This window comes from Ewingella sp. S1.OA.A_B6 (assembly GCF_049889095.1).
Taxonomy (GTDB): Bacteria; Pseudomonadota; Gammaproteobacteria; order Enterobacterales; family Enterobacteriaceae; genus Ewingella.
In genome coordinates, this window is sequence record NZ_JBLJFK010000013.1 from 1 (window position 1) to 12,628 (window position 12,628).

The 12,628-nt window shown below is 52.8% G+C and carries 11 protein-coding genes; 6 read left to right on the forward strand and 5 right to left on the reverse strand.

Annotation, left to right across the window (positions count from 1 at the left end; translation table 11 throughout):
- Positions 1-741: 741 nt before the first annotated feature.
- The 3 genes from ACMV8I_RS18070 to ACMV8I_RS18080 form a co-directional block, all read right to left on the reverse strand.
- A complete protein-coding gene (locus ACMV8I_RS18070) occupies positions 742-1,221 on the reverse strand; it encodes a hypothetical protein (RefSeq protein WP_497232999.1) in 480 nt (159 codons plus the stop codon).
- A 348-nt stretch (positions 1,222-1,569) separates the two neighbouring features.
- Positions 1,570-2,058 carry a cupin domain-containing protein gene (locus tag ACMV8I_RS18075; RefSeq protein WP_498866586.1) on the reverse strand — a complete coding sequence of 163 codons (489 nt, stop codon included), beginning with the start codon at positions 2,056-2,058 and terminating at the stop codon, positions 1,570-1,572.
- Positions 2,059-2,250: 192 nt separating this feature from the next.
- Positions 2,251-3,024, reverse strand: coding sequence for a GntR family transcriptional regulator (locus tag ACMV8I_RS18080; RefSeq protein WP_498866587.1), 774 nt, complete (start codon positions 3,022-3,024; stop codon positions 2,251-2,253).
- Positions 3,025-3,101: 77 nt separating this feature from the next.
- Between ACMV8I_RS18080 and ACMV8I_RS18085 the strand changes: the two genes are divergently transcribed.
- Genes ACMV8I_RS18085 through ACMV8I_RS18110 form a run of 6 tightly spaced genes read left to right on the forward strand, consistent with a single transcriptional unit; the run spans position 3,102 to position 10,767 of the window.
- Positions 3,102-4,403, forward strand: a complete 1,302-nt coding sequence (locus ACMV8I_RS18085; RefSeq protein WP_498866588.1) for a M20 family metallopeptidase — start codon at positions 3,102-3,104, stop codon at positions 4,401-4,403.
- A gap of 59 nt (positions 4,404-4,462) precedes the next feature.
- The gene (locus tag ACMV8I_RS18090; RefSeq protein WP_498866589.1) at positions 4,463-6,058 is read left to right on the forward strand and encodes an ABC transporter substrate-binding protein; all 1,596 of its coding nucleotides are present in this window, start codon (positions 4,463-4,465) and stop codon (positions 6,056-6,058) included.
- Between the two features lie 11 nt (positions 6,059-6,069).
- Entirely contained in the window at positions 6,070-7,017 is a 948-nt protein-coding gene (locus ACMV8I_RS18095; protein WP_498866590.1) for an ABC transporter permease, read from the forward strand.
- A complete protein-coding gene (locus tag ACMV8I_RS18100; protein WP_498866591.1) occupies positions 7,010-7,837 on the forward strand; it encodes an ABC transporter permease in 828 nt (275 codons plus the stop codon). The genes ACMV8I_RS18095 and ACMV8I_RS18100 overlap by 8 nt, the downstream gene beginning before the upstream one ends.
- Position 7,838: 1 nt before the next feature.
- Complete coding sequence (locus ACMV8I_RS18105; RefSeq protein WP_498866592.1) at positions 7,839-9,524, forward strand: dipeptide ABC transporter ATP-binding protein; 1,686 nt, start codon at positions 7,839-7,841, stop codon at positions 9,522-9,524.
- A gap of 16 nt (positions 9,525-9,540) precedes the next feature.
- Entirely contained in the window at positions 9,541-10,767 is a 1,227-nt protein-coding gene (locus tag ACMV8I_RS18110; protein ID WP_498866593.1) for a M20 family metallopeptidase, read from the forward strand.
- A 35-nt stretch (positions 10,768-10,802) separates the two neighbouring features.
- On the opposite strand, the gene ACMV8I_RS18115 is transcribed toward ACMV8I_RS18110, so the two are convergent.
- Positions 10,803-11,717: a proline iminopeptidase-family hydrolase gene (locus ACMV8I_RS18115; protein WP_498866594.1), complete on the reverse strand. Its 915-nt coding sequence runs from the start codon at positions 11,715-11,717 to the stop codon at positions 10,803-10,805.
- Between the two features lie 101 nt (positions 11,718-11,818).
- A complete protein-coding gene (locus ACMV8I_RS18120; RefSeq protein ID WP_498866595.1) occupies positions 11,819-12,574 on the reverse strand; it encodes a LuxR family transcriptional regulator in 756 nt (251 codons plus the stop codon).
- Positions 12,575-12,628 lie beyond the last annotated feature (54 nt).

Sequence of the window (12,628 nt, forward strand, 5' to 3'; positions counted from 1 at the left end):
CATTTATATGCCTCTAATTTTATTAGAAAAAAAATATTACCGCACGGGTTTATCGAGAATGGTTGATCATATAAATTCATTGCTTAGACCAAAAAGTGATCAGAAGTTTTCACACAGCCTGCGCTCTTAGCCGACGACGTTTCTCAGCAGGGCGGCTTGGTGCCAAATATAGTCATTCGCCATATTACGGATGCATTTTTTCGGCATTTCGCGCTCCGCATAGAGAAGGTGGTATTTAAAAGAATATATCCAGTCCGAGGGGATCCTGAAAACATTTTCAATGTTTATTTTTAATTCGGTAAGAGCTTTCATTTCCTATTAGCGATCCTTTGGCCTTGTGAGGGTTATTAGCCGCCCCTAGTGGTAGCATGGGCCGTTGAACTCACCGCTCTCAGCGGCCTGTCAATTTAGTCGCGATTTTTTGTTGGAGATGGCCAAGTAATTTGCAAACAGGCAGTCAAGTAAAACGAAAATGGGTGGTCAAGTGAATGTAAATACCCAATTTGTGCCGTCAAAATCGTAAAGCACGCGATACTCATCTTTAACATCAAGCCTTTCACGCAGCATCAAACCCCGATCCGAAAGGTGTACGTTAAACATATGTGAGTAAATCCAGCGTCAAACAAACCTTGAGAGTGCTAGTATCTCGAGCGGCGGGACAAGCCGCCCGATGTCGATTTTTTGATATTCAAGCTAAGCAGGAGGTAGGCCGAAAATATCATCAAAAAATGTAGTGAGACATTACTCTTTATCTCTGTATTTAGATCTCAAAAATTCATTGATCTGTATAACCGCTTTATTGCCATTCCGAATGTGTGGAATGATTATTTCACTTGTTTTAGTGAATCTGTGTGCCACACGAATTCTATAAGATTTTACTAACCAACTGATAAATCCAGTAAAGTATTCAGCGTCAGCCATATCCCGCCAAGCCGTTCCAATCGCGCCTTTAGTCCAAGGGAAAATCCCTCTAAAAAACCACACGCCATCATCATTAATAATTACTTTGGCTCCCCAAATAAACATCATCTGACAGATGAAATTTGCTGAGCATGCAATCATGAGTACGACACCAATTGTTTCAAAAATTTTATTAGTTGAGTATTCCATAGATATAGCAATGGAAAATAAAATAATGAAAATAAATACTGGTTTAATATAAGCCACCCATGACATTTTATAAATGGTACCGCTGAGATTACTCGTGCTATCTAACTCCATGCCCTATACCTTATAAAAATCGATTACGCGATGTAGAGTATCAACCTAACTTGTCCAATTGCAAGAAAATAAGAGCCTGATATTTACTATTTATATAGTTAGCAGGGCGGTTCACTAATGAGTGTTCATCCACATGTCCACATGAAATAAGTCAGTGATGCGATCGGCCCAGCATGCCGCCCGAAGTCAATTGTGAATCCGTGGCCAATGTCGAAGGCAGGGATAAAATGTCAGTAAATACCTATCGACTCGATGATCTTTCCGGAACAATTCCAACATCATCCGCTACGCTCAAAACGCTTAACGGATAATGTTTTTCGAATTCCAGGCGGACCCCAGAAAGCCTGATTAAGGCTCGCCTTCCCAGTAATCAATATTTTTTCCATGAAAATCTATAACCCTTAATGTGCCGATCTCATCATTAACCGATTTTACTAAATATTTGTTTGAATCGGGATACTCACAAATTTCCGGGGTTTCCATGGTGCTTATCGACATATAAGTTAAAAGTGATTCAGATGTATTTATTATCTGGTGTGGATACTGTTTTCCTGGAGGGATGCAAATTACGTCGCCTTCTTTAATCGCCACCATCTGGTCTGCTATTCGAACTGTTCCCGTCCCCTTCAGCACGACGAACATCTCTTCCTGAACATGATGAAAATGGTAGGGGGCATTTCTTTTGCCCGGCGGCAAAGTATCAACCGATGCCCCCAATTTTTGGGCCAACGTTCCTGAAGTGAGTGAGCCTCCTTTGGACTCATAAAGGGGAGGTCGTTCAAAGTTTTCCGTATCAATTTCGTTGATATTTTTGATTATAAATTTTTTTTCATTCATTACGTCATTACCTGAATTATTTTGGTGATCCGGTTTTCATACGGTTTTCTGCTTTTTCTAAATGAACCCGCTAATCAAATAGGCAGGGTTGCAAACAGGAACCTGAGTCGACGATTTCCCTTTCAAGAAGGAGCATAGGTCGACAACTGTATTCACCCACCGCACAGAAAACCAACAGTGGATATAAACGCTTTATCTGATTTCGTTCATGTAGACGTAATTATCGGTGCTGAATCGGTGATGCGCCAAAATAATCGGTAGTGCGCTTTGATCAAATGACACTTCGTCGATCACCATCACGGCGTGGGGCGACGGCAGTGCCAGTAATCGTAAATCCTCTTCGGTCGCCAGGCTTGCGGTGATCTGCTCGCGCACGGCGGCCACGCGGAGGCCGTATTTTTCCAGTAGAAAACGGTACAGCAGTGGCGGTAAATCTTCAGCGGCAGGAAAGTCTGGCAGGCGATCGGCGGCCAGAACCAGCTGCTCATGCATGGTGGGAATGTCGTTTATTTTGCGCAAACGCCTGAGCCGGATAACGTTGGACTGCGGTGCAATCTGCAATTTTTCTGCTTCATCGGCGCTGGCCGGGCCGGTCTGATAATCAATTACCCGCGTTTCGGAATGAACCAGCGACCCATCGCGGCCGTGCAGGCGAAAATACTGGAAGAAATAACTTAAATTGTGCAGCGGCGCCCAACCGGTAACCACCGTGCCGGTTTTGCGGCGGCGCATCAGCAATCCTTCAGTGGTTAACGCCGACAGTGCTTTACGAACGGTGCCCACTGACACGCCAAAATCTACCGCCAGCGCATTCTCGCTGGGTAATACCATGCCCGGCGTCAGTTGCCCCATCAGGATAGATTCACTGATATGACGTTTTACCACCTCATACAGCGGCGCGCCTTCCCTGTCGCCTAAACGGGCAAAGCTGCTGACTTCCTGCTCACCATGGTTTTTCTGATTCATGCCTGATTACCTATTGACCTGAGGGAATATCTGCTTTATCTATAAACTATATAGAAATAGGATTAAGCGAGTGTAGCATGCCGTGCGAAGGAAGTTTGCAATTAGCATTGGACTCCATAGAGCAAGATTCTGAGACCATTTTACGGGAACTGAGTCAGATGCTTGAGGTGGATACCTGTTTCCCTCCGGGAACCGGTTATCCGGCGTTTGCCGACGTTATGCAATCCTTATTACAACCGATGGGATTCTCCTGCGAACGCGTGGTGGTGCCGGAATTACTCTGGCAAACGCCGGACGGCAGTGCGCAGGGGGAACGCGTTAACCTGCTTGCTACGCTGGATGCCGGTGCGGCCGAAGCCTGCAATCTTTACTTTCACGTCGATACCGTGCCTGCCGGTGATGGCTGGAATTACCCGCCGCTGGCGCTGACCCAGGCCGACGGCAAGCTGTTTGGTCGCGGCAGTGCCGATATGAAAGGCACTATCGTGGCGACGTTGGCCGCTATTCGCGCTGCACAGCGGTTGGGTCTGGCACTGCGGTTTAATCCGGTACTTTTATTGTGTACCGATGAAGAAGGCGGCCTGTATCCCGGCGTTCGCTATCTGGCGGAACAGAAACGGTTTGATGGCCACATGCTCAGCTTTAACGGCGGCGCGGTAGCGCGTATTTGGGGCGGATGCTTTGGCAGTATTGATCTGAAAATTAGCGTTATTGGTCGATCCGCGCATTCCGGCGATCCGGTCGGCGGAATTAACGCCATCGAAGAAGGTTTACCGCTGCTCAATGCCTTATTTGCGCTGAAACAGCAGGTGGAACAACGCGGATCTGCCATGCCATCGCCACCGCATTTTGAGGGGCAACCTTTAACGTCGCGCCTGACGCTGGCGGCAGTGCAGGGCGGCAGCAAAGGCTCCACCATCCCGGCCCGTTTTGAGCTGTTGATTAACCGGCGTTATTCCCCGGAGGAGCCGTTTGAACAGGTTCTTGCAGAACTCACCGAATGTATCGACGAGGCGATGTCCGGCTCGGCCGCCTTGCGGGTTGATTATCATCTTATCGGCCATCTGGCGCCGGTGAGTGATCCGACCGGCCCACATTGGCCGCGTTGGCTGGCGGCACTCAGTCTAGGTTTTGGTTTTAACGCAAACGATTACGCCGTCTGGGGATCCTCAACCAGTTCTGATATGGGGTGGGTTCAACAGGCGGGCATTAAAGAAATTCTGCTCGGCGGATTAGCCCGCCCTGAGAATCGTATCCATGCATCGGACGAGTACACCACGATGCAGGATATTGTAGCTCTGGCTCAGTCAATCCTGGCGTATATCGCGGTTGATTTTGAACCTGAGCCATCCGTCTCTGCTGCTTATAGTCAGTGTTAATTTTGATTTTATTGATAGCGCCAACCCAGGTTTTTTAATTCATTACTGAGGAAGTCATCATGTGTGCAATGAAAGACGTTAACCGCCGCCAGTTCATCGCAGCCAGTACCGCATTAACCGGTGCGGCAATGCTTCCTTGGTCTGCAAAGGCCGCTGCGCCAGCATCAAGTTCAACGCCTGCCAGCGGTCAGGCGCGACGCGGCGGAGTATTACGCATCAGCGTTGATCAGGCCGCCAATATGCTCAACCCGCATCAGGCGCGGGTGGTTCCTGAATACCTGCTGGCTGAACTGCTGTACAGCGGCGTAACCCGGCTGACGCAGGATATGAAAGCCGAAGCCGATCTGGCCGAATCCTGGACGCCAAACGCCGATTTATCGCAGTGGACCTTCACGCTGCGCAGTGGCCTGATGTTTCATGACGGTTCAAGCTGCACCTCCAAAGACGTAGTGGCGAGCCTGAATGCCATTCTGGACAGCAAAAACGCCTCGTCCGCCCAGCGCAATATCGGACCGATTAAAACCATCACCGCCACCGATGCTCTGAATGTGGTGATCACTACCGACGGGCCTTACGCCGATTTGCCGGTCATGTTGGCCTATCCTGCCGCCAAAATCATTCCTGCTTCGATAGCCGACGGCCAACTGGCCCGCCTGAGTAAAGAGGCGGTTGGAACCGGGCCGTTTAAGCTGGTGTCGTTTGCCCCGGACCGTTTAGTTGTGGTCGAGCGCAACCCGCATTATTACGATCCCAAACGCCCTTATCTGGATCGGGTTGAAGTGGTGGTCTATCCCGACGCTATTGCGGAAGGTTCTGCATTAATCTCCGGGGATACTGACCTGATGCAGGCCGCGCAATCCACTGAGTTTCCGCGTTTATCCAAGTCTGCGGGGGTGATCCCGCTCCGTGTTCCGGCCGGACAGTTCCTCAACGTCAATATGGCCTGCGATGTGAAGCCGTTCAATGATGTGCGGGTACGTCAGGCGCTGGCACTCTGTACCGACCGTGGGGCGATGGTCGATTTTGTCGCCAACGGTTTTGGTTCGCCAGGCAATGACACACCGCTGAACACGGCGTATCAATATTTTATGCAAGAGCCGCTCAAACAGGTCAACTACGCCAGGGCCAAACAACTGCTGGCGGAAGCCGGTTACCCCGACGGACTGGATATCACGCTGATTGCTTCAGATAAGCCTTCTACCCGTACTCAGCTTGGCGTAGCCCTGCGTGAGATGGCAAAACCTGCCGGTTTTCGTATCAAAGTACAAACCATGGCTAACAGCACTTATCTGGATCAGGTGTGGAAGAAAGGCAACTTCTACGTCGGTTTCTACAATATGCAGGCGACGGCGGATGCCGTCTTCTCCTTGCTGTATACCTCGACGGCGTCGTGGAACGAAACCCGCTGGAACAATCCCGATTTTGATAAAGCCGTGCAGTCGGCTCGTGAAACCGCTGAACCAGCTAAACGTGCTGAACTCTATGGTCAGGCGCAGAAATTGATGCATGAGCAGGTGCCTTCGGTGATCCCGATGTTCTTCGACTTGCTGGCCGCCAGTCGTGATTACGTGGCCGGTTACCAGCTTAATCCGCGCGGTGCGGTATTCCGTCTGGATCACGTGTGGGTGACCGACAAAGCACCCAACCGCAAATAGCAGGGGGCAGTGTGACGGCAAGTTATCTTTTAAAACGTCTGATGCTGGTGGTGTACACCCTGTTGGTGGTCTCGCTGCTGGTATTTGGCATCACGCAACTGTTGCCCGCCGATGCGGCGGTCACCTTGTTGGGGCAAAACGCTACGCCGGAAGCGCTGGCGGCAGTGCGCGTTCGTCTGGGGCTGGGTGCACCAGCGTGGCTGCAATATTGGCACTGGCTATCGGGCATCCTGCACGGTGATTTTGGTGTGTCAATGCGCAATGGTTTACCGGTTGCACCGACCATTCTGGCCGCGCTTTCGCGCTCATTATTACTGGCGGCCTGCGCCCTGTTACTCATGTTGCTCATCGCTATTCCGCTGGGGATCTGGGCTGCCGTCAGGCGTGGAAAAATGGCCGACATGCTGGTTAGCGTATTGTCATACGTGGGGATCTCGTTTCCCGAATTTGTGACCGCCACGCTGCTGCTGTTGCTGTTTTCCGACGTCTGGCAACTCTTACCGGCCACGGGTTATGTGCCGATCACCGAGGATTTTTGGGGCGGTGTCAGCCACCTCATTTTACCTTCCGTTACCGTCGCACTGATTTTAGTCGCCCACGTTTCCCGTATGGTGCGTTCCGAAATGGTCGACGTATTGCAAACTGACTATATCCGCGCCGCGCACCTGAAAGGATTGTCGAAACGGCGGGTGCTGTGGCGACATGCCTTACGCAACGGCCTGTTGCCGACCATCACGATTGTGGCGCTCGATGTCGGTTATCTGCTCGGTGGCATTGTGGTCGTTGAGGAGATTTTTGCTATTCCGGGCGTGGGGCGCGAACTGATTGTGGCGGTGCAGGCGAGGGATCTGCCGACCATTCAGGCGGGCGTGTTAATCCTCGCTGCCACCTATTCGATAGCCAATTTCCTGGCCGATCTGGCCTATGTCTACCTTGACCGGCGGATCAGTTATGCATGATGTCGTGAAGCATTTAACCCGCTCGCCGCAGGGTGCGGTGGGGCTTTTCATTCTGATTATTGCCACGCTGATGGTGTTGGGCGGCGCGCACTTTGCGCCTTATGACCCAGAGGCTCTGTCGATTTTGTCACGTTATAAAGCACCGGGTCTGGAACATTGGTTTGGCACTGACCAGTTGGGACGCGATATTTTCAGCCGCGTGATGATCGGAGCGCGCGCGACGATCGTGCTTTCATTGCTGGCAACGCTGATGTCGATGATCATCGGCGCCATTATCGGTACGACCAGTGCCTATTTGGGCGGCAAAATTGATGAAATTATCATGCGTACCATGGACGCCGTAATGTCGATTCCGAGCCTGTTGTTTGCATTACTTATCGTCAGCACGCTGGGGCAGAGCAGTTTTAATGCCGTTCTGGCGATCACCATTGCCTTTATTCCCGGCATGGTACGCATAGCGCGCAGCGTTTCGCTGGCTGCCCGCCAGCAGGATTACGTCAATGCGGCCATTGCCCGTGGTGAATCGACGCACTACATCATTCTGCGCGAAATGTTACCCAATATTGTCGCGCCGATCATCGTTGAAGCCACTATTCGTGTGGCGTTCGCCATCATGTTATTTGCCACACTGAGCTTTCTCGGGCTGGGCGCGCAGCCGCCTGAACCGGAGTGGGGATTGATGGTATCCGACGGGCGGGCCTATTTCTTCAACGCTCCCTGGATGATGCTGGCTCCCGGTATTTCTATTGCCATGGTTGCTATCGGTTTCAATTTACTGGGCGATGGCCTGCGCGATGCGCTCAACCCAAGGAGCCATTAAGATGACGCTGCTGCATGATGAACACCTGAAGCCGGTCAACGACAGCGTGCTGTCGATTGAAGATTACAGCCTCGATTATGTGCTGCCGGGAGGCGATGTTTTGCACGTTTTGCGAAACATTAATATTGAGGTTAAACGCGGTGAAGTGGTCGGGCTGGTGGGCGAGTCTGGTTCAGGAAAAACCACGCTCGGCTGGTCAATCATGCGTTATATGGCCGCCAACGCCCGTGAGCGCAGCGGTAAAATTCGCCTGCTCGGCAACGATTTGCGCCAGATGCCTCAGCAACATATTGAAGCATTGCGCGGCGGCAAGCTGGGGATGATTTTTCAGGATCCGAGTGCTTCATTAAATCCGACGCTGACGCTGGGTGAGCAAGTGACTGAAGTACTTATTCGTCACCGGGCACTGACACCCCGGCAGGCACATGAAATGGGCATTCAGCTGCTTCACGACGTCGAACTTAAACATCCGGCAGCGATGATGCGACGCTATCCGCATCAGGTATCGGGTGGGGAAAAACAGCGCATTCTGATCGCGACCGCTTTTGCCTGTCAGCCAGATTGTCTGATTATTGATGAACCGACTACTGCCCTTGATGTCATCAGTTCCGCGCAAATACTGGCGTTGTTTGCCCGTTTGCGTGAAGAGACAGGTGTGGCATCACTGTATATTTCCCACGATCTCTCCCTCGTCTCGGCCGTCGCAGATACCGTCTGCGTGCTGGAAAAGGGCCAGATTGTCGAACAGGCGCCGGCGAAGCGGTTATTCAGTGCGCCGCAGCACAGCTATACCCAAAAACTGGTCGCCGCGGTGCCCGATCCTGCTCACCGTTTAGTCGACGACGAACCCGTCTCTCAGCACGCCTTATTAAGCCTCGAAAAACTGACGATCGATTATGGCACTCATGGCTTGATTGAACGCCTGTTCAAACGTGAAAACCGCCAGACTCGCGCGGCGACCGACGTCAGTTTTACCGTACATCAGGGGGAAATACTGGGAGTTGTCGGTGAGTCCGGCTCGGGTAAATCGACCTTAGCCAAAGCGCTAACCGGGCTGGTGCCCTTCAGCGGCAAGCTTAACTTCGGTGGTGATGGCGTGTTTGGCAAAGCGCAGATGAGCAAAGATTATCGTCGTCGGGTGCAGATGATCTTCCAGCATCCCGATGCCTCCCTCAATCCGCGCCAGCGCATTGGTGACATCATTGCCCGCCCGCTGCGGCTATACGGTTTACCCGATGGCGAAACCGAAGCACAGGCGGTGGCAAGATTGCTGGAAGACGTCCGCTTACCGGCAGATTTTGCCCGGCGTTTTCCGCATGAGCTTTCCGGTGGTCAAAAACAACGCATTGCCATTGCGCGCGCCTTTGCCCATCCGCCTGACTTAGTGATTTGCGATGAGATCACCGCCGCGCTTGATGTGTCCGTCCAGGCGACGGTGATTGAATTATTGCTCGAACTGCGCCGCCGTTATGGAACGGCCTATCTGTTTATTACCCATGACCTCAATCTGGTTCGCCAGATTGCTCACCGGGTCGCCGTGATGTATCGCGGTGATGTGGTGGAGTTGTTACCGGGCAAAGATATGCAGCATCACGCACAGCATGATTATACCCGCGCGTTATTAGCCGCGATCCATACGCCGGACGTCAGCCCTGCGGTTGGCGAAATTCCCTTTGAACTCTCCTGAAATAAAAGGTTTTACCATGAACGCTGAACAGCTTTTGGCTTCTATCGATGATGACTATTGCCTGAATTTCCTGGCGCGGATGGTGCAACATAAAAGTTATAGCGCCACCGACGGTGAGCGCCAACTGGCAGAATATATGGCCAGCCAGATGCAGGCGCTGGGCCTTGAAACCCAGATGCAAGCTGTCCCGGGCGATCGCGTCAACGCCATTGGTACATTACGTGGCGTGGGCGGTGGCGGAAACAGCCTGCTGTTCAATGGACATCTTGATACCAATCCGGTGACCGAAGGCTGGACGGTCGATCCCTGGGAAGGAAAAATCGACGACGAGTTTATTTACGGTATTGGCGTATCGAACATGAAGGCGGGAGACGCTGCCTATTTTTGCGCATTAAAAACGCTGATTGATGCCGGTGTGAAGCTTAAAGGTGATGTGATCCTGACCTATGTGGTCGGCGAATTGCAGGGCGGCGTGGGCACCATTGCCGCGATTGAACAGGGGATTAAAGCCGACTACTTTATCAACTCAGAGCCGACCGATGTGCAGGCGCTGACCATGCACGCAGGCTCGCTGATGTTCACCATTGAGCTTACCGGCGACACCCGCCATTTATCGAAACGCGAAGAGGCCGTGGACGCTATTGTTGCGGCGATGGACCTGGTGCCACAAATTAACGGTATGACCTTCACCGGCGCGAAAACCGCCGAGCATCTGAAAGTTAACCGTGGACACATTGGGTCGATGTTCGGCGCATTGGGCCGGGATTTACAGGACTGGCGACCGCCGCAGGTGGCTGACTTTGTCCGGCTGAAAGGATCCGCGCGTTTTGCGCCAGGTCAGAGCGTCGAAGGTGTGCTGGCGGATCTTCAGCAATTGCTGGATGCCTTGTGCGCAAGATATCCGGGTTTACAGGCGGAATTGTTTGACGATGGAAAACGCGATCGCCCGACGATGATGCCGTTTGAAGTGTCGCCACAATCACCGATCGTCAAAGCCGTAGGGCGCGCTTATCGCCAGGTTCGCGGTGAAGATCAGCCTACCGGCGTAATAACGCCACCGGCATTTTACGGAACCGACGCCGCACATTTCTACCAGATGTTGGGCATGGAAGGCATCGTCTGCGGACCGGGCGGGAAATTCAACACCATGCCTGACGAGCGCGTCCACATTCGTGATTTTCTGGACATTGTGCGCATTTATTTGCTGGCGATTCTGGAGATCTGCCAGCCCGCAGAAGGCTAACTCAGTACCGACAATTCATTGCCCGGAGTGGATACTTACTCCGGCATGTCCTTTCCGCCGATCTTACGTCGCAAGAATCCGTTAACACACCGCATACAGGCTTCGCGTTCTTCGACGTGGGGCATGTGGCTGGAGTTTTCGAAGATCACCCATTCTGCCTGTTTAATGTGGTCAGCGAAGGGCTGCACCACTTCGGGAGCGGCTTCGTCATAACGGCCGGAAATCAGCAACACCGGCACGTCGATGGCGGACAGCCGGTCGATCACCGTCCACTCTTTCATGCTGCCGATGACGTGAAACTCAGTCGGGCCGTTCATGGCGTGATACACCGTTGGATCGGCGTCCATCGCGGCGAAGGTGCGTTTCACCTCCTCAGGCCACGGATCCAGACGGCAGACGTGACGTTGATAGAACACCTGCGACGCCGCTTTGTATTCGGCACTGTCCAGGGTTCCGGCAGTTTCATGCGTCAGCAGGGTGTCCTGCACGTCGGCAGGCAGTTCGCTGCGCAGACGAGCGGCGGCCTGGAGCCAGAGTGCCATCGATGCCGGTGAATTGGCGATGACCAGTGCTTTCAGGCCGGAGGGTCGCGTTACGGCATGTTCGGCACCGAGCATCCCGCCCCAGGATTGCCCGAGCAGCGCGTAGTCTTTTTCGATGCCCAGATGCTTAAGTAGATTATCCAGCTCGGCCAAAAACAGCGACGGTTGCCAGAAATCTGCCGGTTTCGAGGGAAGGTGAGTGGAGCAGCCATTGCCGATTTGATCGTAATGGATCACTGCGCGGCCGGTTTCGGCGATATCCCGAAAAGCGTCGACGTAATCATGTGTGCAGCCCGGCCCGCCGTGTGCGATCACCAGCGGCGTGACGCTGTTGCGAAGATCGCCACAGATGCGATACCAGGTCTGGTATTCCTGAAACGGCGCATAGCCTTCAGTGATGTTGATCATTTTTGTTTCCCCTGTCGGTGAATAATCATCACAGGGTAAACATCAGGGCGGTGCTAAACAGCTAGTAAAAAAGATAGAAAGTGGGGCGGCGTCTTTTTGGCTCAACGATTAAGCAAACGGTAATGCAGCGCACGCACTACCGCCTGCACGCGGTTGCTGGCACCCAGCTTACGGGCAGCGGTGTTGAGATGCAGCGTGACGGTGGCAATTGAACGGTTGAGTTTTCGGGCAATTTCTTTGGCGGTTAACCCTTCCGCCGCCCAGGCCAGACATTCACGCTCGCGTTTGCTTAACCGCACATGCTGGCAGGTCAGTACGCTGGCGTCGAACAGCGGAAACACGCACTCCTGAAAGGTCAGTGCCAGCAGGCTCAACTCCGCCAGCACGTCCTGAATATCCAGCTCGTGCCCGGCCCCGGTGTGAATACCGGTGACGGTGACAAACCCGCCGTTCGGCAGATGTAACGGAACCGTCGCACCGCAGGGCATATTGTTATCGCACATGTAATGGGTGACCGGTTTATTCAGATCGCTGAGGCGATTTTGCAGCGACGTATTATCAGGCCGCTGATAAGACCAGATAAACGGCGCGCAGCTTTCAAGGGCGTAATGCTGCACCGGATCAACCTGGTAATAGCCGTTCTCCAGCCATAACCGCTGCATATCGCCCGGCACGTTACACATGTGCAGCAGCGACGGCGTGATTAAATCTCCCTCCAGTGAACGGGTAACCGGCGTGTAATCGTAGATCAGGGCATCAAACCCCAGACGTGAGGTCTGGGCGAACAGCTGATCAAACGCGGCATCCACGCTGGTTTCCCGCAAAGATGTTGCACTCTGTTTCACCGCAAGTTTCATGAATTTCTCTCCAGCCCGCGTTATCTCTGTGCCAGCCAGTACCCGTTCGGGCAG

Coding starts and splice junctions, on each gene's coding strand:
- ACMV8I_RS18070 (WP_497232999.1), bottom strand. CDS start 1,221: ATGGAGTTAGATAGCACGAGTAATCTCAGCGGTACCATTTATAAAATG.
- ACMV8I_RS18075 (WP_498866586.1), bottom strand. CDS start 2,058: ATGAATGAAAAAAAATTTATAATCAAAAATATCAACGAAATTGATACG.
- ACMV8I_RS18080 (WP_498866587.1), bottom strand. CDS start 3,024: ATGAATCAGAAAAACCATGGTGAGCAGGAAGTCAGCAGCTTTGCCCGT.
- ACMV8I_RS18085 (WP_498866588.1), top strand. CDS start 3,102: ATGCCGTGCGAAGGAAGTTTGCAATTAGCATTGGACTCCATAGAGCAA.
- ACMV8I_RS18090 (WP_498866589.1), top strand. CDS start 4,463: ATGTGTGCAATGAAAGACGTTAACCGCCGCCAGTTCATCGCAGCCAGT.
- ACMV8I_RS18100 (WP_498866591.1), top strand. CDS start 7,010: ATGCATGATGTCGTGAAGCATTTAACCCGCTCGCCGCAGGGTGCGGTG.
- ACMV8I_RS18105 (WP_498866592.1), top strand. CDS start 7,839: ATGACGCTGCTGCATGATGAACACCTGAAGCCGGTCAACGACAGCGTG.
- ACMV8I_RS18110 (WP_498866593.1), top strand. CDS start 9,541: ATGAACGCTGAACAGCTTTTGGCTTCTATCGATGATGACTATTGCCTG.
- ACMV8I_RS18115 (WP_498866594.1), bottom strand. CDS start 11,717: ATGATCAACATCACTGAAGGCTATGCGCCGTTTCAGGAATACCAGACC.
- ACMV8I_RS18120 (WP_498866595.1), bottom strand. CDS start 12,574: ATGAAACTTGCGGTGAAACAGAGTGCAACATCTTTGCGGGAAACCAGC.